Annotated in this window: 18 protein-coding genes and 2 rRNA genes; 12 read left to right on the forward strand and 8 right to left on the reverse strand. The window is 52.5% G+C overall.

Annotated features, from left to right (window positions below; all coding sequences use genetic code 11):
* Together ABLU67_RS05590 and rrf are read left to right on the forward strand one after the other, a co-directional pair.
* Positions 1–693, forward strand: a 23S ribosomal RNA gene (locus ABLU67_RS05590); the annotation flags it as partial.
* A gap of 104 nt (positions 694–797) precedes the next feature.
* Positions 798–913 (forward strand): 5S ribosomal RNA (gene rrf / locus ABLU67_RS05595).
* Between the two features lie 112 nt (positions 914–1025).
* Here the strand turns inward: rrf and mobB are convergent.
* Both mobB and mobA read right to left on the reverse strand, forming a co-directional pair.
* Positions 1026–1544 carry a molybdopterin-guanine dinucleotide biosynthesis protein MobB gene (mobB, locus tag ABLU67_RS05600; RefSeq protein ID WP_032751769.1) on the reverse strand — a complete coding sequence of 173 codons (519 nt, stop codon included), beginning with the start codon at positions 1542–1544 and terminating at the stop codon, positions 1026–1028.
* The gene (gene mobA / locus ABLU67_RS05605) at positions 1541–2122 is read right to left on the reverse strand and encodes a molybdenum cofactor guanylyltransferase MobA (RefSeq protein ID WP_049084533.1); all 582 of its coding nucleotides are present in this window, start codon (positions 2120–2122) and stop codon (positions 1541–1543) included. The genes mobB and mobA overlap by 4 nt, the downstream gene beginning before the upstream one ends.
* A 71-nt stretch (positions 2123–2193) precedes the next feature.
* On the opposite strand from mobA, the gene ABLU67_RS05610 reads away from it, so the two are divergent.
* The 3 genes from ABLU67_RS05610 to dsbA all read left to right on the forward strand — a co-directional run bounded on the left by ABLU67_RS05610 (position 2194) and on the right by dsbA (position 4176).
* Positions 2194–2463 (forward strand): YihD family protein, encoded by a 270-nt coding sequence (locus tag ABLU67_RS05610; protein ID WP_004855810.1) that lies wholly within the window; start codon positions 2194–2196, stop codon positions 2461–2463.
* Between the two features lie 75 nt (positions 2464–2538).
* Positions 2539–3525 carry a serine/threonine protein kinase gene (locus tag ABLU67_RS05615; RefSeq protein ID WP_004855813.1) on the forward strand — a complete coding sequence of 329 codons (987 nt, stop codon included), beginning with the start codon at positions 2539–2541 and terminating at the stop codon, positions 3523–3525.
* A gap of 27 nt (positions 3526–3552) precedes the next feature.
* Positions 3553–4176: a thiol:disulfide interchange protein DsbA gene (gene dsbA / locus ABLU67_RS05620; protein ID WP_048263210.1), complete on the forward strand. Its 624-nt coding sequence runs from the start codon at positions 3553–3555 to the stop codon at positions 4174–4176.
* 49 nt (positions 4177–4225) lie between these two features.
* On the opposite strand, the gene ABLU67_RS05625 is transcribed toward dsbA, so the two are convergent.
* Entirely contained in the window at positions 4226–5125 is a 900-nt protein-coding gene (locus ABLU67_RS05625) for an acyltransferase (RefSeq protein WP_048263212.1), read from the reverse strand.
* 396 nt (positions 5126–5521) lie between these two features.
* Here ABLU67_RS05625 and polA point away from each other — a divergent pair, with 396 nt between their 5' ends.
* Positions 5522–8311: a DNA polymerase I gene (gene polA / locus ABLU67_RS05630; RefSeq protein ID WP_048263214.1), complete on the forward strand. Its 2790-nt coding sequence runs from the start codon at positions 5522–5524 to the stop codon at positions 8309–8311.
* A 349-nt stretch (positions 8312–8660) separates the two neighbouring features.
* Here the strand turns inward: polA and yihA are convergent, their stop codons facing one another.
* The gene (gene yihA / locus ABLU67_RS05635) at positions 8661–9293 is read right to left on the reverse strand and encodes a ribosome biogenesis GTP-binding protein YihA/YsxC (protein WP_025106524.1); all 633 of its coding nucleotides are present in this window, start codon (positions 9291–9293) and stop codon (positions 8661–8663) included.
* Positions 9294–9876: 583 nt separating this feature from the next.
* Between yihA and yihI the strand changes: the two genes are divergently transcribed.
* Positions 9877–10383 (forward strand): Der GTPase-activating protein YihI, encoded by a 507-nt coding sequence (gene yihI, locus ABLU67_RS05640; protein ID WP_014227367.1) that lies wholly within the window; start codon positions 9877–9879, stop codon positions 10381–10383.
* Between the two features lie 188 nt (positions 10384–10571).
* Complete coding sequence (gene hemN, locus ABLU67_RS05645) at positions 10572–11945, forward strand: oxygen-independent coproporphyrinogen III oxidase (RefSeq protein WP_064358695.1); 1374 nt, start codon at positions 10572–10574, stop codon at positions 11943–11945.
* A gap of 36 nt (positions 11946–11981) precedes the next feature.
* On the opposite strand, the gene ABLU67_RS05650 is transcribed toward hemN, so the two are convergent.
* The 4 genes from ABLU67_RS05650 to glnA form a co-directional block, all read right to left on the reverse strand.
* The gene (locus ABLU67_RS05650; RefSeq protein WP_106510771.1) at positions 11982–12092 is read right to left on the reverse strand and encodes a YshB family small membrane protein; all 111 of its coding nucleotides are present in this window, start codon (positions 12090–12092) and stop codon (positions 11982–11984) included.
* 111 nt (positions 12093–12203) lie between these two features.
* Positions 12204–13613 carry a nitrogen regulation protein NR(I) gene (glnG, locus tag ABLU67_RS05655; protein WP_004107350.1) on the reverse strand — a complete coding sequence of 470 codons (1410 nt, stop codon included), beginning with the start codon at positions 13611–13613 and terminating at the stop codon, positions 12204–12206.
* An 8-nt stretch (positions 13614–13621) separates the two neighbouring features.
* Positions 13622–14671, reverse strand: a complete 1050-nt coding sequence (gene glnL / locus ABLU67_RS05660; protein ID WP_004127098.1) for a nitrogen regulation protein NR(II) — start codon at positions 14669–14671, stop codon at positions 13622–13624.
* Between the two features lie 188 nt (positions 14672–14859).
* Complete coding sequence (glnA, locus tag ABLU67_RS05665) at positions 14860–16269, reverse strand: glutamate--ammonia ligase (protein ID WP_004127100.1); 1410 nt, start codon at positions 16267–16269, stop codon at positions 14860–14862.
* A gap of 378 nt (positions 16270–16647) precedes the next feature.
* Here glnA and typA point away from each other — a divergent pair, with 378 nt between their 5' ends.
* The 4 genes from typA (at position 16648) to dtd (ending at position 20492) form a co-directional block, all read left to right on the forward strand.
* Complete coding sequence (gene typA, locus ABLU67_RS05670) at positions 16648–18471, forward strand: ribosome-dependent GTPase TypA (RefSeq protein ID WP_004127103.1); 1824 nt, start codon at positions 16648–16650, stop codon at positions 18469–18471.
* 133 nt (positions 18472–18604) lie between these two features.
* Positions 18605–19204, forward strand: coding sequence for a glucose-1-phosphatase (gene yihX, locus ABLU67_RS05675; protein WP_004127106.1), 600 nt, complete (start codon positions 18605–18607; stop codon positions 19202–19204).
* Positions 19198–20058, forward strand: coding sequence for a virulence factor BrkB family protein (locus ABLU67_RS05680; protein ID WP_004127107.1), 861 nt, complete (start codon positions 19198–19200; stop codon positions 20056–20058). Before yihX ends, ABLU67_RS05680 begins: the two co-directional genes overlap by 7 nt.
* The gene (gene dtd, locus ABLU67_RS05685; protein WP_014227372.1) at positions 20055–20492 is read left to right on the forward strand and encodes a D-aminoacyl-tRNA deacylase; all 438 of its coding nucleotides are present in this window, start codon (positions 20055–20057) and stop codon (positions 20490–20492) included. The genes ABLU67_RS05680 and dtd overlap by 4 nt, the downstream gene beginning before the upstream one ends.
* Positions 20493–20518 lie beyond the last annotated feature (26 nt).

Raw genomic sequence — 20518 nt, forward strand, 5'->3', positions numbered from 1 at the left:
ATCGGGGTTGCGGACAGTGTCTGGTGGGTAGTTTGACTGGGGCGGTCTCCTCCTAAAGAGTAACGGAGGAGCACGAAGGTCAGCTAATCCTGGTCGGACATCAGGAGGTTAGTGCAATGGCATAAGCTGGCTTGACTGCGAGCGTGACGGCGCGAGCAGGTGCGAAAGCAGGTCATAGTGATCCGGTGGTTCTGAATGGAAGGGCCATCGCTCAACGGATAAAAGGTACTCCGGGGATAACAGGCTGATACCGCCCAAGAGTTCATATCGACGGCGGTGTTTGGCACCTCGATGTCGGCTCATCACATCCTGGGGCTGAAGTAGGTCCCAAGGGTATGGCTGTTCGCCATTTAAAGTGGTACGCGAGCTGGGTTTAGAACGTCGTGAGACAGTTCGGTCCCTATCTGCCGTGGGCGCTGGAGAATTGAGGGGGGCTGCTCCTAGTACGAGAGGACCGGAGTGGACGCATCACTGGTGTTCGGGTTGTCATGCCAATGGCATTGCCCGGTAGCTAAATGCGGAAGAGATAAGTGCTGAAAGCATCTAAGCACGAAACTTGCCCCGAGATGAGTTCTCCCTGACTCCTTGAGAGTCCTGAAGGAACGTTGAAGACGACGACGTTGATAGGCCGGGTGTGTAAGCGCAGCGATGCGTTGAGCTAACCGGTACTAATGAACCGTGAGGCTTAACCTTACAACGCCGAAGATGTTTTGGCGGATTTGAGAAGACAACAATTTCAGCTTAGATTCAGAGTTGAGTACGCGATAAAGAATTGCGTACTGAGCACAAAGAATTTGCCTGGCGGCACTAGCGCGGTGGTCCCACCTGACCCCATGCCGAACTCAGAAGTGAAACGCCGTAGCGCCGATGGTAGTGTGGGGTCTCCCCATGTGAGAGTAGGGAACTGCCAGGCATCAAACAAGTGAAGAGCCCATCCTGACGGATGGGATTTTTGCGTTTTTGTCGCCTGAAACTATCAGCAGATGCCTTCAGAAGGCGCGATCATGGCTATATCTCTGCAATAACTATCGGTCCTCGTTAAACCCCGTTAACCACTGCATAATAAAAGCGGCTATTTGCGGGACATCATTTAAATCTAACAATGGAAGCGACGTCTCGACCGGCGTATCGCTGGCTATGGCAATCACATCATCGTCATAAGCTAATTCTTCAATACTATGTCCGCTGTTTTGCCGAAAAAGCAGGATTTTGGGCACAGCTTCATGCTTAAAACCCTCAACCAGGACTAAATCTAACGTTGATGCATCCATTCGGCTAACCAACCATTCCAGATCCAGCGGAGGCTCTTCGGGTGTTTCCGTCATTAATGCCCAACGCTGGGAGCTGGCGACAATCGTCTGAGCCGCTCCGGCTTTACGCAGTTCATAGCTGTCTTTACCGGGCTTATCCACGTCCATATCGTGATGAGTATGTTTAATTAGCCCTGGCCGTAAGCCTTCCGCGCGCAGTGCCGGAATCAGCGACTTCAGTAGGGTGGTTTTACCTGTACCGCTCCAGGCTGCGATGGCTAAAAGCGGGATCATGATGGCACCTGCATACGTTGCAAATCGTCGAGAGTATTGACGTTAATAAATGCTGATTTTACATCGCTAAAATCGACGCTATGACCGCCAATTTTGCGCAGAAATACCATTACCCGTCTTTCTCCTGCCGCCAGATACGTTTCCAGTTCGCCGATCGCCTCGCGATTCACCAGAGCAATGGCCGGATGGTCACGTTCACCATCGTGTACCCAAACGGCTGGAGAGGATTTTCTCTGCTGTGTTAAGCGCGTCGCCAGAAATGATGGGATAAATGGCGTATCACAGGGACAAAACAGAAACCACTCGCCCTCAACCTGATGCATTACGGAAAGCATGCCGGCCAACGGCCCGGGAAAGTCGTTCAGAGAGTCGGTAATAATCGGGTAGCCGCTGCTTCGCCAGCAATCAAGATTGCGGTTAGCGCTAATTACCAGCTTTGTAACCTGCGGCTGCAGCGCATCGGCGACATGACGCCACAGGGCTTTACCTTTCAGCAGCTGTAATCCTTTATCTATTCCTCCCATGCGCGAGCCTCTTCCTCCCGCCAGCACGACGCCGGTTATGACCTTGCCCTGCATATTAATATCGCCTCTTTCATTGTGGGATTGTCCCTGCTAACGTATTCCTATCAAGAGTAAGGAGCATTGCTATGAAATGTAAACGTCTGAATGAAGTCATTGAACTCCTCCAGCCAGCCTGGCAGAAAGAACCCGAGCTGAATTTAATGCAATTTTTGCAAAAACTGGCGAAAGAGGCCGGATACACCGGTGAGTTGAACGATCTCTCCGACGATATTCTGATTTATCATCTGAAGATGCGCGACTCGGCAAAAGAAGCCGTTATTCCCGGAATTCAGAAAGATTATGAAGAAGATTTTAAAACCGCGCTGCTACGCGCTCGCGGCGTGATTAAAGAGTAAAAGGTTGTAAGCGCTGCCGCGGAATCGGCAATGAGATGATATCCTGTATCATTCGTACGATTATCGGATGTCAGGATGCACGATAAGGCTTTCACTTTTCAGACGCTTCACCCGGATACCATCATTGATGGCTTATTTGATCTGGGAATGCGGGTGGACTCCGGTCTCACTCCGCTTAATAGCTATGAGAACCGGGTTTACCAGTTTCAGGACGAAGATCGTCGCCGCTATGTGGTGAAGTTCTATCGTCCTGAGCGCTGGTCCGCCCAGCAGATCCTCGAAGAACATCAGTTTTCCCTCCAGCTCGTGCAGGACGAAGTCCCTGTAGCGGCGCCGTTGTCGTTTAACGACAGTACCCTTCATCAGCATCAGGGATTCTTTTTCGCCGTATTCCCAAGCCTGGGTGGACGTCAGTTTGAGGCGGATAACCTCGATCAGATGGAATGGGTTGGGCGCTACCTTGGCCGTCTGCATCAAACTGGACGCAAACAGCGTTTTATCGCGCGTCCGGAGATAGGGACGAATGAGTATCTTCTTGAGCCACGCCAGGTCTTTGAGCTTTCCCCGCTGATACCTGCAGGTCTGAAAGAGGCTTTTCTCAGCGCTACCGATAAGCTGATTGATGCGGTAATGGCGCAATGGCACGGACGCGCCAATATTTTACGGTTACACGGTGATTGCCATGCGGGAAACATCCTCTGGCGCGATGGGCCACTGTTTGTTGATTTAGATGATTCACGTAATGGACCTGCTATCCAGGATCTGTGGATGTTGTTGAACGGCGATAAAGCCGAACAACGGATGCAGCTTGAGATGATCATTGAAGCGTATGAAGAGTTCAGCGCTTTCAATACCGATGAAATTGCCCTCATCGAACCTTTACGTGCAATGCGGTTAGTTTATTATCTGGCGTGGTTATTAAGGCGCTGGGAAGATCCCGCTTTTCCTAAAAACTTCCCGTGGTTAACCGGGGAAGATTACTGGCGCGGGCAGACAACAACTTTTCTTGAGCAGGTAAAGGTTCTGCAGGAACCGCCTCTTCAGTTAACGCCAATGTATTAATGTGATATATCCAGGAGAGAATTAATCATGAAAAAAATTTGGCTGGCGCTGGCTGGTATGATTCTGGCTTTCAGTGCATCCGCTGCCCAGATCACCGACGGTAAGCAGTATATTACCCTCGATAAGCCCGTTGCCAGTGAGCCGCAGGTGCTCGAGTTTTTCTCGTTCTACTGCCCGCATTGCTATCAGTTTGAAGAAGTTCTTCATGTATCAGATAACGTGAAGAAAAAGCTGCCTGAAGGCGTCAAAATGACGAAATACCACGTTGAGTTCCTGGGACCGTTAGGAAAGGATCTGACTCAGGCGTGGGCCGTTGCGATGGCGCTGGGCGTGGAAGATAAAATCACCGTGCCGATGTTTGAAGCGGTACAGAAAAATCAGACCGTCCAGACCGTGGCCGATATCCGTAAGGTCTTCGTTGACGCCGGCGTTAAAGGTGAAGATTACGATGCAGCCTGGAACAGCTTCGTGGTGAAATCCCTGGTGGCTCAGCAAGAGAAAGCCGCCGCTGATTTCCAGCTGCAGGGCGTGCCGGCTATGTACGTTAACGGTAAATACCAGCTTAACCCGCAGGGTATGGATACCAGCAACATGGACGCATTTGTTGCCCAGTATGCCGATACCGTTAAGCAGCTCGTTGAGAAGAAATAAAAAATAAACGCCGGTTACTGACCGGCGTTTTTCTTTTCTGCGCCCACAATTATTTCTCCGCCTGCTGCATTATTTCCGTTAGCTGCCGATCTTTCTCTTCCCAAAGCCTGTTTAGCCAGCGCTGAAAGCGTCGCTTAAAGTTTTTGTCATTTACATAATCGCCGTGCAGCTCTTCCGTCACAGGTTCAAGACTGACTCTCACCACAATCCGCGTCAATCGGCCGCTCAGCATGTCATAAAACGGCTTTTGGTTGTTTTCCGGATAGCATAACGTGACGTTCAAAAGCTTATCAAACTGCGAGCCGAGCACGCTTAATGCCATGGCAATACCCGCAGCCTTTGGCGATAACAGATTCTGGTAAGGCGAACGGGTCTGCTGTTGCTTTTCTTCCGTGAAACGAGAGCCTTCGACAAAGTTAACAATCGTTGTTGGATGCGCGCGGAATTTCTCGCAGGAGCGGCGAGTGGTTTCAACATCTTTGCCCCGGCGTTCTGGATGACGGAGTAAATAACCTCGGGAATAGCGGCGCATAAAAGGCATATCCAGCGCCCAGCAGGCCAGCCCAATAAACGGCACCCAGGCGAGCTGTTGCTTGAGGAAATATTTATTCATCGGGATATGTTTGCGAAACAGCACGCAAAGCACCACGATATCTGCCCAGCTATGGTGGTTGCTGATGAGCAGATACCAGTTTTTCTTATTCAGGCCATCCAGGCCCTGTACATCCCATTTAAGCCAGGGATTCAGACGCAGCAGCAGGGCCAGCCCTTCACACCAGCAGTACATCATGAAATTGCAAAAAACGGATATCGAGCGCCAGACCGCAGGAATAGGCACAAGAAGTTTAATCAGCCCGGCGACGATGATTGGCACCGAGCAGATTATGGTGACTATGATAGTCAGGGCGATACTCAGCGGGAGCGTTATCGCGGCGAGTAATCTCGACATAGTTAATTTATTCAGAAAGTTAGGCTGACAAAGAACGCGTTTAAACGGCGCAAGAGGCTGATTTTACCAGAAAATAGCGTAAATAACGGGTCTTACCAGAACAGAAAAATTTTCGGATCTTATATCCACATGGAACATTGAGTCGTCATGGTGTTATTAAAGCAAATTATGCGTGTATAACTTAATGATAAATATGAAATAATTTGTTTATGGATGATTTAATTAACGATTGTTTGGCTGTCGTTATAAAAATATTCACAAAGTTATCCACAGGATAGCCCATAACGCGATCGAAAGGATCGCAGAATCTTTTCGACGAAATGCGGGAAAAATTCAGGATTTAATGCCCGTCTGTGGCATCCTTTACCGATAATCTGATAAACAGGCACGGAAATTATGGTTCAGATCCCAGAAAACCCTCTCATCCTCGTTGACGGCTCCTCTTACCTTTATCGGGCATATCACGCGTTCCCCCCGCTGACGAATAGCGCTGGTGAACCGACAGGCGCAATGTATGGCGTGCTGAATATGCTGCGAAGCCTGATCCTGCAGTATCAACCGACCCACGCTGTCGTCGTGTTTGATGCCAAGGGGAAGACTTTCCGTGATGAACTGTTTGAGCACTATAAATCTCATCGCCCGCCGATGCCGGACGATCTGCGTGCGCAGATCGAGCCGCTGCATGCCATGGTAAAAGCGATGGGCCTGCCGCTAATGGCTGTTCCTGGCGTAGAAGCCGATGATGTCATCGGTACCCTGGCGCGTGAAGCTGAAAAGGTCGGGCGTCCGGTACTGATTAGCACCGGCGATAAAGATATGGCCCAGCTGGTTACGCCGGGTATTACGCTGATTAACACCATGACCAACACTATCCTTGGCCCCGATGAAGTGGTGACGAAATACGGCGTACCACCGGAGCTGATCATCGATTTTCTGGCCCTGATGGGAGATTCATCGGACAATATTCCAGGCGTACCTGGCGTGGGAGAAAAGACAGCGCAGGCGTTATTGCAGGGGCTGGGTGGCCTTGATACGTTATACGCTGAGCCTGAAAAAATCGCTGGGCTGACCTTCCGCGGCGCAAAAACGATGGCCGCAAAGCTGGAACAGAATAAAGAGGTGGCGTACCTCTCTTATCAGCTGGCGACGATCAAAACGGACGTTGAGCTGGAGCTGGGCTGTGAAGATTTGCTGGTTGCGCAACCCGTCGCTGATGAACTGCTCACGCTGTTTAAAAAATATGAATTCAAACGCTGGATCACCGATGTAGAGTCCGGCAAGTGGATGCAGGCAAAAGGCGCTAAGCCTGCGGCAAAGGCGGTTGTAGCGGTGGCTGACGTGGCCGATGCGGAGGAGGAAACCGCGACGGCGCTCTCTTCTGAAAATTATGTCACGATCCTTGATGAAGAAACGTTGTTGACCTGGGTTGAGAGCCTGAAGAAAGCGCCGCTTTTTGCCTTTGATACCGAAACTGACAGCCTCGATAACGTATCCGCCAATATGGTCGGCTTATCCTTCGCCATTGAGCCTGGCGTTGCGGCCTATGTACCGGTTGCCCATGATTATCTGGATGCACCGGATCAGATCCCGCGCGACCGTGTCCTTGAGCTGCTGAAACCGCTACTGGAAGATGACAAGGTTCTGAAGGTTGGGCAAAACCTCAAATATGACCGCGGTATCCTGGCTAACTACGGCATTGAACTGCGCGGTATTGCCTTTGATACCATGCTGGAATCCTACATTCTTGACAGCGTGGCGGGCCGCCATGATATGGATAGCCTCTCCGATCGCTGGCTGAAGCACAAAACCATTACCTTTGAAGAGATTGCGGGTAAAGGTAAAAACCAGCTCACCTTCAATCAGATCGCGCTGGAAGAAGCGGGCCGCTACGCGGCGGAAGATGCCGATGTCACGCTGCAGCTGCACCTCAAAATGTGGCCTGAACTTCAGCAAAATGAAGGCCCGCTGAAGGTCTTTAAAAATATTGAAATGCCGCTGGTGCCGGTGCTATCCCGCGTAGAGCGTAACGGGGTGAAGATTGATCCGGCCGTGCTGCATGCACATTCTCAGGAGATAGCCAAACGCCTGATTGAACTGGAGAAGAAGGCGTATGATATCGCGGGTGAGGAGTTTAACCTCTCTTCGCCGAAGCAGCTGCAAACCATCCTGTTTGAAAAACAAGGTATTAAGCCGCTGAAGAAAACCCCGGGCGGCGCGCCGTCTACCTCGGAAGAGGTGCTGGAAGAGCTGGCGCTGGACTATCCGCTGCCGAAAGTCATCCTCGAGTATCGTGGTCTGGCAAAACTCAAATCCACCTATACCGATAAGCTGCCGCTGATGATCAGCCCGAAAACGGGCCGGGTTCACACCTCTTATCACCAGGCGGTTACGGCAACGGGACGTTTGTCGTCTACAGACCCGAACCTGCAGAACATTCCGGTGCGCAACGAAGAAGGGCGGCGTATCCGTCAGGCGTTTATTGCTCCGGAAGATTATCTCATTGTCTCTGCTGACTACTCGCAAATTGAACTGCGCATCATGGCGCATCTTTCCCGCGACAAGGGCCTGCTGACCGCGTTTGCGGAAGGGAAGGATATCCACCGCGCGACGGCGGCAGAGGTCTTTGGTTTGCCGCTGGAGAGCGTCAGCAGCGAACAGCGCCGCAGCGCGAAGGCGATCAACTTCGGCCTGATTTACGGCATGAGCGCATTCGGCCTTGCGCGCCAGCTCAATATTCCACGCAAAGAAGCGCAAAAGTATATGGATCTCTACTTTGAGCGCTATCCGGGCGTGCTGGAGTATATGGAGCGCACCCGCACCCAGGCCAAAGAGCAGGGGTATGTTGAAACGCTTGATGGCCGTCGTCTCTACCTGCCGGACATCAAATCCAGCAACGGCGCGCGCCGCGCCGGTGCCGAGCGTGCGGCGATCAATGCGCCGATGCAGGGAACCGCTGCCGACATTATTAAGCGCGCGATGATCGCCGTAGATAGCTGGTTATTAAGCGAAAAACCGCGCGTGCGGATGATTATGCAGGTACACGATGAACTGGTCTTTGAAGTGCATAAAGACGACCTTGAGGCGGTTGCGAAAAAGATCCACGAACTGATGGAAAGCAGCACGACGCTGGCGGTTCCGCTGCTGGTGGAAGTGGGTAGTGGAGAAAACTGGGATCAAGCGCACTAAGTATTCGGTAAGGAAGGTCATTTCTTGTAAGTGAGTAACATAACTTATCGCATTTTGTGATGATCATTTGAATTTGCTATGTAAAGAGTGAAAAAAAACTACAAAAAATGCTTTATCCGTAACCGAAAGAAGAGTAGAGTTAAAGACGTAGGGTACAGAGGTAAGATGTTCTATCTTTCAGACCTTTTACTTCACGTAATCGGATTTGGCTGAATATTTTAGCCGCCCCGGTCATTTATGACCGGGGCGTTTTTTATTGCGCGAAAGAAAATTTTTTGCGTATCGATGCTGATGAGGCGGGCTACCCGGATAGAGCCACACGCGCCGCTATCCGGAGAAGTTAGCGAGATTATTCGCCTTCTTCAGAGGCTTCCTGAGGAGGGATATCGTTATACCAGCTATCCAGCTTCTGCCGTAGTTTATCCACGCCCTGCTTCTTCAGGGAAGAAAACGCTTCGACCTGCACATCTCCGTTAAAGGCGGTGACCGCTTCACGAACCATGGCGATCTGCGCTTTTCGCGCGCCGCTGGCCAGCTTATCGGCTTTGGTTAGCAGCACCAGTACCGGGATATCGCTTTCCACCGCCCATTGGATCATCTGCTGATCGAGATCTTTAAGCGGATGACGAATATCCATCAACACAACCAGTCCTTTCAGACAGAGGCGTTTCTCCAGATATTCACCCAGCGCGCGCTGCCACTTGATTTTCATCTCTTCCGGAACCTGGGCATATCCATAGCCCGGCAGGTCGACCAGGCGCTTGCCTTCAGCGACTTCAAACAGGTTAATAAGCTGCGTACGGCCTGGCGTCTTCGAAGTACGCGCGAGGCTTTTCTGGTTAGTCAGCGTGTTCAGCGCGCTGGATTTCCCGGCGTTAGAGCGGCCAGCAAAGGCCACTTCAATACCGGTATCGGCAGGAAGATGGCGGATATCTGGCGCGCTAGTGACAAAATGCGTCAGTTGATAATTCCAGTTGGTCAAGACGGTCGTCTCCGTTAAATCAGGCTTTGACGGGGATTATACCTGAACAACAGAAAAAGGCTGTTTTTACCGCACCTCATCGCTGTAAGTTAAAACCACAGTCTTTGTGAGACATTGGCTATTGGTTATATGAGAAATTCATGAGAAAAGTCTGATTAAAAATAATACAAAGTTATATAAATCATTGCGTTAAAATGAAAGAAAATTCTGAAACTCGTTTTTTTTCTGTACAGTCGGTTGTAGGTTTCCCGCAAACCAGTAAAGTAGCGGTCAAGGGCGAGGATGCTAACAGGATTATGACTCAGGATGAGGAGTCAGGAAGCGCCAGGAGGCGAGGACTACGGATTGTCAGGATGACAAACGTCTGGAGACGTTTTAAAAGGAAATGGATGTAACAGGGATCGTTGGTAGCTAAAGGAAAGACAGGGTGTGTCGTTAGCTAACATGGAAAGTAGAAGCCCATTAAGGGTTGTCAGTGCGGAAAAAGGCGACAGAGTAATCTGTCGCCTTTTTTCTTTGCTTGCTTTCTGCTAGATTCCGCCTCAATTCTATACTGAAGAAAACGGCCTGAAGATTACACAACATGAAAAAACCGACATCCGTACCTCGCGGCAAAAAAAATCGCAAAACGCGTGAAGAATTGAACCAGGAAGCCCGCGAGCGCAAGCATCAGAAGAAGCATCGTGGCCACGCGGCAGGAAGTCGTGCGACCGGCGGCGACACCGCTTCAGCAGGTAAAAAACAAGGTCAGCAGCAAGATCCCCGAATTGGCAGTAAAAAACCAATCCCGCTGGGCGTAACTGAGAATGCTCCGGCGATTAAGCAGCATAAACCAAAGAGCGAGAAACCTATGCTTTCACCGCAGGCTGAGCTGGATTTGCTGGAGAACGATGAGCGCCTGGACGCGCTGCTGGAACGTCTGGAAGAGGGCGGTACCCTGAATGCTGAAGAGCAAGCCTGGGTTGACGCTAAGCTGGATCGTATTGATGAGCTGATGCAGCAGTTGGGCCTCTCATACGATGATGACGAAGATGAAGAAGAGGAAGAGCGCAAAGAAGATATGATGCGCCTGCTGAAGGGTGGAAACTAACGTTTGCACCCCATCGGATTCCCGGTCCTGCTTATAACCCTTCTGGTTATATGTTATCTGCTGTGGTTATTCGTTAAACTACGACGGTTGTCGCGGCGTCAGAAATGGCTGCGCAACCGGCTCATTACCCGAGGTGCGGTTGGGCCGGGGCGGCGTACCCGCCGACGGTACCATCGGAAGGAGTGAGCATGTCTGTGCAGTTAATCGACTGGGATCTGGCCCTGATCCAGAAATATAACTATTCCGGGCCGCGTTATACTTCGTATCCCACCGCGCTGGAGTTTTCTCCAGAATTTGGCGCCGCTGAATTTGATGCGGCGGTAGCCCGCTATCCGCAGCGTCCCCTCTCGCTGTACGTGCATATCCCGTTTTGCCATAAACTCTGCTATTTCTGCGGCTGCAACAAAATCGTCACCCGTCAGCAGCATAAGGCCGACCAGTATCTGGATGTGCTTGAGCAGGAGATTATTCATCGCGCGCCGCTTTTTGCTGGCCGCAAAGTTAATCAGCTGCACTGGGGCGGCGGTACGCCAACCTATTTAAACAAGGCGCAAATTAGTCGTCTGATGGGGCTGCTGCGTACCCATTTCAATTTTAACGCGGATGCAGAGATCTCCATTGAGGTTGATCCGCGCGAAATCGAACTCGATGTCCTGGATCATTTACGCCTCGAAGGCTTTAATCGCCTGAGTATGGGCGTGCAGGACTTCAACAAAGAAGTGCAGCGCCTGGTGAACCGCGAGCAGGATGAAGCGTTTATCTTCGCGCTACTCAACCACGCGCGCGATATCGGCTTTACCTCTACCAATATCGACCTGATTTACGGTCTGCCGAAGCAAACGCCGCAGAGCTTCGCGTATACGCTACAGAAAGTGGCGGAGCTCAACCCCGATCGTCTGAGCGTATTCAACTATGCGCATCTGCCAACGCTCTTTGCTGCGCAGCGCAAAATCAAAGACGCCGATCTGCCTTCTGCAGAACAGAAGCTGGACATTCTTCAGGAGACGATTGTTTCGCTGACGGCCGCGGGATATCAGTTTATCGGCATGGACCACTTTGCCCGTCCGGATGATGAGCTGGCGATAGCCCAGCGTGAAGGTATCCTGCATCGTAACTTCCAGGGGTATACCACCCAGGGAGACACCGATCTGCTGGGGATGGGCGTCTCGGCGATCAGCATGATTGGCGATTGCTATGCGCAGAACCAGAAAGAGCTGAAGCAGTATTATCAGCAGGTTGATGAAACCGGAACGGCGCTGTGGCGCGGTATTGCGTTGACGCGCGATGACTGCATTCGTCGCGACGTGATTAAGGCGCTAATTTGTCACTTCCGTCTCGACTTCGCTGCGGTAGAAGCGCAGTGGGATCTTACCTTCGATAGCTACTTTGCCGACGATATGAAATTGCTGGCACCGCTGGCCAAAGATGGGCTGGTGGAGGTGGATGAGAAGGGCATTCAGGTGACGCCGAAAGGCCGGCTGCTGATACGCAATATCTGCATGTGTTTTGATACGTATCTGCGCCAGAAAGCGCGGATGCAGCAGTTTTCCCGCGTGATATAAAGCATACCCCCACTCCAGGAAGGAGCGGGGGTATTATCAGCTAAACAGCCCAACCATCGCCGCGCACAGAACGGCAGCTACCGCCGTCTGCGGCGAATGACCCGCTGCAACACCGCTCGATATAATATTAATAAATGATTCAAGCATGATTTCTCCCCCGTCTTTCCGGGCAAGATCATACTCAACGCATGGCAACAGTAAAGTACAAAATAGCAGCAGTTTGCGCTGGATGACTATTTTTTACTCGCCGCCGCGCTGCTACTCCATTCCCAGCTCTTTTAGCTTACGCGTCAGGGTATTACGACCCCAGCCCAGCAGGCGAGCCGCCTCTTGTTTATGCCCCTGCGTGTGGCGTAACGCGGTGGTCAGCAGCGTGCGCTCCATCTCCGGCTGCGCTTCCGAGAGCAGGTTTTGATGACCGGAACGCAAAGCGCGATCGGCCCATTGCCCCAGCAGCGTGGCCCAGCTATCCGGCAGCATTTGCGTCGGGTTATCCGGTATCGCCGTTTCAAACAGCTCGCTGGGAAGATCCTGCGTCAGAACCTCCTGACCTGCGGCCATTACCGTCAGCCAGCGACAGGTGTTTTCCAGCTGACGTACGTTGCCCGGCCATGCCAGTCGGGTTAACGCCATCTCCGTCTCCGGATGCAGCTGTTTGGCCTCGACGCCCAGCTCACGGGCGGCGATTTGCAGGAAATGTCTCGCCAGTCGCGGGATATCTTCCCGACGCTCGCGCAGCGGCGGCAGATGGACGCGAATCACGTTCAGGCGGTGGAATAAATCCTCGCGGAATTTTCCTTCCTGGACGCGCAGCTCAAGGTTCTGGTGGGTGGCGGCAATAATGCGTACATCCACCTTCACCGGCGCATAGCCCCCCACGCGATAAAACTGGCCATCGGCCAGTACGCGCAGCAGACGTGTCTGTACGTCCAGCGGCATATCGCCGATCTCGTCGAGGAACAGCGTGCCGCCGTCTGCCTGCTCGAATCGCCCCTGGCGCACGGTATTGGCGCCGGTAAAGGCCCCTTTCTCGTGGCCAAACAGTTCTGACTCAATCAGATCTTTCGGAATGGCCGCCATATTTAGCGCGATAAACGGCGCCTTGGCGCGCGGGCTGTGGCGGTGGAGAGCGTGGGCAACCAGCTCTTTACCGGTACCGGACTCGCCGTTGATCAGTACGCTGATTGATGAACGCGACAGGCGGCCGATAATGCGGAAGACGTCCTGCATGGCCGGCGCTTCGCCGATGATATCGGCCGTTGGGCTATTAATCGGCGCATTACGCGGCTGCTGCTGTTCCTGGTAATGGCTAATGGCACGATCAACCAGTGCCACCGCTTCATCGATATCAAACGGTTTCGGCAGATAATCAAAGGCGCCCTGCTGATAGGCGCTGACCGCCGCGTCAAGATCCGAATGCGCCGTCATTATGATGACCGGGAGCATTGGATGGCGCTGTTTAATTTGCTTTAGCAGCGCCAGTCCGTCCATTCCCGGCATGCGGATATCAGACAGCAGCACATCCGGGGTTTTGGTCGTGAGGGCATCAAGCACCTCGTTGCCGCTTTCAAACGTTGTACAACTTAAGCCTGCCCCGGTGAGCGCGCGTTCAAGCACCCAACGGATGGAGCTATCGTCGTCAACGATCCATGCTATCCCTCGTTGCATAAACACCTCTACTTCCGAATAGGCAGGTACACCGAGAATTCGGTATGCCCTGGCCAACTGGTAAATTCAATTTTGCCGGAGTGCTGATCGATAAGGCTGCGGGCGATAGACAGCCCGAGTCCGGTACCGCCTTCGCGCCCGCTCACCATCGGATAAAACAGCGTATCCTGTAAGTGAGACGGTATTCCCGGGCCGTTATCTTCAACGTCGATACGCGCAGCGAGGCGGTAGCGCACGCCGTGCAGGGTTAACTGAAAGGCCGTACGGGTGCGCAGAGTGATTTCGCCGCCCTCCGGTCCCAGAGCCTGCAGCGCATTACGGACGATATTCAGCAGCACCTGTTCAATTTGGTCCGGGTCGTGCGGCAGTTCTGGCAGGCTGGGGTCATAGTCGCGAACCAGCTTGACGTTATCCGGCAGCTCCATCGACACAAGCTTTACCACCCGCTCAGCGACCTTGTGGATGCTTTCTGTTACGTGCATTCCGGGATGCTGTGGTCCCAGCAGACGGTCAACCAGATTTCTTAACCGATCGGCCTGTTCAATAATGACTTTGGTATATTCCATTAGCGCAGGATCGGGCAGCGCTTTGCTCAGCAGCTGTGCCGCGCCGCGCAGACCGCCCAGCGGATTTTTAATCTCGTGGGCCAGGCCACGCACTAAGTCGCGAGCGGCAATCTGCTGTGCGTGCTGTAGCTGCTCCTGGCTCAGACGGCGCTGATTATCCATCGGCGCCATTTCCAGCAGGATATAGCCTTCAGGCAGGCGTTGCGCCGTCAGGGAAAGGATGTGCGAGCGGCCATCAATGACCAGCGTCACTTCGTTATCGGTAAACCCTTGACCCGCAGCGAGGCTCTCCTGCATGAGGCCGATATTCAGCGAGAAATAGCTCAACAGCTCCGGCAGCGGCGTGCCGAATAATTTACGCGAACTTTGCGCCAGCAGCTGCTGCGCCGCCGGGTTCGCGTAATGCACCGCCAGGTCGTCATCGACCAGTAAGATACTGTTGATTAAAGAGTTAAGGATCTGCCCAGCATCGGGCAGTGTGCCTGTTGCCATTCGACAGTCTCCTGAAAATGAGTGCACTATTTTAGTGCAGTATAGCTTTTTATGTATAAAAAGCTCATGAGATCAGCGTGTTGGTGGAGAAAAAAGCCCATCCTGAGATGGGCTGAAAGTTTCCACGGCAACAAAACATCCTTGGTATCCCACGCCACAACACGGAATACCGCGGATTTACAGCAAAATTAGACGCTGTAGTACAGCTCGAACTCAACCGGGTGCGGAGTCATACGTACGCGGTCGTTTTCTTCAATACGCAGGGCGATGTAAGCATCGATAGCGTCGTTGGTGAATACGCCACCGGCGGTCAGGAATTCACGGTCTGCGTCCAGCGCGTTCAGTGCTTCTTCCAGAGAACCTGCAACCTGTGGGATCTCTTTCGCTTCTTCCGGCGGCAGATCGTACAGGTTTTTATCCATGGCTTCGCCCGGATGGATTTTGTTCTTGATACCGTCAAGGCCAGCCATCAGCAGCGCAGCGAAGCACAGGTACGGGTTAGCCGCCGGGTCCGGGAAGCGAACTTCGATACGGCGCGCTTTCGGAGAGGTGACAACCGGAATACGGATAGACGCGGAACGGTTACGGGCAGAGTAAGCCAGCATAACCGGCGCTTCGTAACCCGGGACCAGACGCTTGTAGGAGTTGGTGGTCGGGTTAGCCAGGGCGTTAATCGCTTTCGCGTGTTTGATAACGCCGCCGATGTAGTACAGCGCTTGTTCAGACAGGCCTGCGTATTTGTCGCCAGAGAACAGGTTTACGCCGTTCTTGGAGAGGGACATGTGGCAGTGCATACCGGAGCCGTTATCGCCAAACATCGGTTTTGGCATGAAGGTCGCGGTTTTGCCGAAACGGTGTGCGACGTTGTGCACAACGTATTTGTAAATCTGAATTTCGTCCGCTTTTTTGGTCATGGTGTTAAAGCGGGTAGCGATTTCGTTCTGACCCGCAGTCGCCACTTCGTGGTGGTGAGCTTCAACAACCAGGCCCATCTCTTCCATGATCATACACATGGTGGAGCGGATATCCTGAGAGGAGTCTACCGGCGGAACCGGGAAGTAACCGCCTTTCACGCCCGGACGGTGGCCTTTGTTGCCGCCTTCGTATTTGGTGGAGGAGTTCCATGCGCCTTCGATATCATCGATAGCAACGTGGGAACCGGAGATGGACGCACCAAAACGGATGTCGTCGAACAGGAAGAATTCTGGTTCTGGCCCGAACAGTACGGTGTCAGCCAGGCCGGTAGAGCGCAGATACTCTTCAGCGCGCTTAGCAATGGAGCGCGGGTCACGGTCATAGCCCTGCAGCGTGCCGGGTTCCAGGATGTCGCAGCGGATGATCAGCGTCGGTTCTTCATAGAACGGATCGATCAGCGCGGTGGTTGCATCCGGCATCAGGACCATGTCGGATTCGTTAATACCTTTCCAGCCGCCAATCGAGGAGCCATCAAACATTTTGCCTTCTTCGAAGAATTCGGCATTTACCTGATGAGAAGGAATAGTAACGTGCTGTTCTTTACCTTTGGTATCGGTGAAGCGCAGATCGACAAACTTCACTTCATGCTCGTTCAGCATCGTCAAAACGTGTTCAGCGGACATACTTAAACTCTCCCGGATTGGTCATTGTCGTCGTGGAAACGAAAACTTTTTAACTACGAAAAGTGGCGTTGTTGCCTTAAAAAATATAAAGCGAAATCTGTGCCAACTTTTAAATTGCCCCCAAAAGGCGTTATCATGCACATCATCGTGCAAAAGGGCTGCACCAAAATGAATGCATTGCACCAATATAGTGCATTTGTGTGAACATTGGGCACTTATTTGGTGCAATTGACCTTTAATAACCCTTTTAACGCTCCGTGAAAGCGATCACAAAGAATCTCTGCAATACTTGTTTGCGGAGGATGTTTGTGATCCTGTTTTGTACTGCGATTAATCCGTGTACAATAACGCGCTATTTCTAATGCCTGAGGCAAAGTTGTGATCGAAAATTTGCGTAATATCGCCATCATCGCGCACGTTGACCATGGTAAAACTACCCTGGTTGATAAGCTGCTACAGCAATCCGGTACGTTCGACGCGCGTGCCGAAACTCAAGAGCGAGTGATGGACTCCAACGATTTGGAGAAAGAGCGCGGGATTACCATCCTGGCTAAAAACACCGCTATCAAATGGAATGACTACCGTATCAACATCGTTGATACCCCAGGGCACGCCGACTTCGGTGGTGAAGTTGAACGTGTCATGTCCATGGTTGATTCCGTTCTGTTGGTCGTTGATGCAATGGATGGTCCGATGCCGCAAACGCGCTTCGTGACCAAAAAAGCCTTTGCTCATGGCCTGAAGCCAATTGTTGTTATCAACAAAGTTGACCGTCCGGGCGCGCGTCCTGACTGGGTTGTCGATCAGGTATTCGACCTGTTCGTTAACCTCGACGCTACCGACGAGCAGCTGGACTTCCCTATCGTTTACGCTTCTGCGCTGAACGGTATCGCGGGTCTGGATCACGAAGATATGGCTGAAGACATGACGCCGCTGTATCAAACCATCGTCGATCGCGTACCGGCGCCGAACGTTGACCTTGATGGCCCGCTGCAGATGCAAATCTCCCAGCTGGACTACAACAACTACGTTGGCGTCATCGGCATCGGCCGCATCAAGCGCGGTAAAGTGAAGCCGAACCAGCAGGTCACCATCATTGATAGCGAAGGCAAAACCCGTAACGGTAAAGTCGGTAAAGTTCTGACCCATCTGGGCCTTGAGCGTATCGAGAGCGACGTCGCAGAAGCTGGCGATATTATCGCGATCACCGGTCTGGGCGAACTGAACATCTCTGACACCATCTGCGATACGCAGAATGTTGAAGCGCTGCCGGCGCTGTCCGTTGATGAGCCGACCGTCTCTATGTTCTTCTGCGTTAACACCTCGCCGTTCTGTGGTAAAGAAGGTAAGTACGTTACCTCTCGTCAGATCCTTGACCGCCTGAACAAAGAGCTGGTACATAACGTCGCGCTGCGCGTTGAAGAAACGCCGGATGCAGACGCATTCCGCGTTTCTGGCCGTGGTGAACTGCACCTGTCCGTTCTTATCGAGAACATGCGTCGTGAAGGTTTCGAAATGGCGGTTTCCCGTCCGAAAGTTATCTTCCGCGAAATCGATGGCCGTAAGCAAGAGCCGTTCGAAAACGTCACGCTGGACGTTGAAGAGCAGCACCAGGGTTCTGTGATGCAGGCGCTGGGTGAGCGTAAAGGCGATCTGAAAAACATGAATCCAGATGGCAAAGGCCGCGTACGTCTCGACTACGTGATCCCAAGCCGTGGTCTGATCGGCTTCCGTTCAGAATTCATGACCATGACCTCCGGTACCGGTCTGCTGTACTCCACCTTCAGCCACTACGACGACGTTCGTGCGGGTGATGTGGGTCAGCGTCAGAACGGTGTTCTGATCTCCAACGGCCAGGGTAAAGCGGTTGCGTTCGCACTGTTCAGCCTGCAGGATCGCGGTAAGCTGTTCCTGGGCCACGGCGCAGAAGTTTACGAAGGCCAGATTATCGGTATTCACAGTCGTTCTAACGACCTGACGGTAAACTGCCTGACCGGTAAGAAACTGACCAACATGCGTGCGTCCGGTACTGACGAAGCAACGGTTCTGGTTCCGCCGGTTAAGATGACCCTGGAGCAGGCTCTGGAGTTCATCGATGACGACGAACTGGTAGAAGTCACCCCGACTTCTGTCCGTATCCGTAAACGTCACCTGACCGAGAACGACCGTAAACGCGCGATGCGCGGTGCGAAAGAAGATTAATTAACGCTTCTTTCTGCTATCTGAACCCTGCCTCAATGGCAGGGTTTCTTTTTTGTACAAAGCCCTGCCGCCCGTAGTCAAACTCCCCCTTTCCCGCTACAGTTAATTTTCCACGGTGCAAAAGGAGAGGACCATGCTCTATATCTTTGATTTAGGTAATGTGATTGTCGATATTGACTTCAACCGGGTGCTCGGGACGTGGAGTGATTTAACGCGCATTCCCCTTGCGACGCTGCAGCAGCATTTCACCATGGGCGAAGCGTTCCACCAGCATGAGCGCGGTGAAATCAGCGACGAAGATTTTGCGGCGGCGATGTGCCATGAAATGAACATGTCGCTAAGCTACGAGCAGTTCTCCCACGGCTGGCAGGCAGTTTTCGTTGCCCTGCGCCCGGAGGTTATCGCGATTATGCAAAAATTACGCGAGCAGGGGCATCGGGTTGTGGTTCTGTCCAACACGAACCGTTTGCATACGACTTTCTGGCCGGATGAGTACCCTGAGATACGCGCCGTTGCTGATCATATCTATCTTTCTCAAGAGATGGGGATGCGTAAACCGGAAGCGCGGATCTATCAGAGCGTCCTCGACGCTGAAGGTTTCGCTGCTGACGATACGGTCTTCTTCGATGATAACGCGGACAATATCGCCGGGGCTAACCAGCTGGGCATAACCAGTATTCTGGTGACCGGGAAGGAAACCATCCCCAACTACTTTGCTAAACAGCTATGCTAAAAACCGTTCATCAAAAAACAACGCGCCATCTGCGGCCGCTGGTCGCCTGGCTAAAGCTGTTATGGCGGCGTATTGATGAAGATAATATGACGACCCTGGCAGGCAATCTTGCCTACGTGTCGTTACTCTCCCTTGTGCCGCTGATTGCCGTCGTGTTCGCGCTGTTCGCGGCATTTCCGATGTTTTCTGATGTCAGTATTCAGATTCGCCACTTTATTTTCGCCAATTTCATTCCGGCAACCGGAGATGTCATTCAGGGCTATATTGAGCAGTTTGTCGCCAACTCCAGCCGGATGACCGCCGTGGGCGCTTTCGGCCTGATTGTGACATCGCTGCTGCTGATGTATTCGATTGATAGCGCGTTGAACACCATCTGGCGCAGTACCCGAACCCGGCCCAAAACCTACTCCTTTGCGGTTTATTGGATGATCCTTACCCTGGGGCCGCTGCTGGCGGGGGCCAGCCTGGCGATCAGCTCCTATCTCCTGTCGTTACGCTGGGCCAGCGACCTGAATAGCGTGATTGACGATGTGCTGCGTATTTTTCCGCTCATTTTATCCTGGGTAGCATTCTGGCTGCTTTACAGCATTGTGCCGACGGCCGAGGTGCGTAACCGCGATGCGATAATCGGTTCCCTGGTCGCGGCGCTGCTCTTTGAGGCGGGTAAGAAAGCTTTTGCTTTATATATCACTGCGTTCCCGTCATATCAGCTGATTTATGGCGTGCTTGCCGTGGTGCCTATTTTGTTTGTCTGGGTGTACTGGACGTGGTGTATCGTCTTGCTTGGCGCTGAAATTACTGTCACTCTCGGTGAATACCGCAAACTGAAAAAAGAAGAAACAGAACAATCATGATTGCATTAATTCAACGCGTATCCCGAGCTAGCGTTACCGTGGAGGGTGAAGTGACGGGCGAAATCGGCCCCGGGCTTCTGGTGCTGTTAGGCGTCGAGAGAGACGATGATGAGCAAAAGGCGAACCGCCTGTGCGAGCGCGTGCTGGGATACCGTATTTTTAGCGATGCTGAAGGCAAAATGAATCTGAACGTGCAGCAGGCTGGCGGCAGCGTGCTGGTGGTTTCGCAGTTTACGCTGGCAGCCGATACCGAACGCGGGATGCGTCCTGGTTTTTCGAAAGGGGCTGCACCGGATAAAGCGGAAGCGCTGTACGAGTATTTTGTTGAGCGCTGCCGCCAGCAGCAAATGAATACGCAGACCGGGAGATTTGCTGCCGATATGCAGGTTTCTCTGGTGAATGATGGTCCCGTGACCTTTTGGTTGCAGGTATGAGCCAGCTTCCGGGCAGGCTGCGGGTA

The organism is Klebsiella sp. GN_Kp190 (genome assembly GCF_040061795.1).
In the GTDB taxonomy this organism is placed as follows: Bacteria; Pseudomonadota; Gammaproteobacteria; order Enterobacterales; family Enterobacteriaceae; genus Klebsiella; species Klebsiella michiganensis.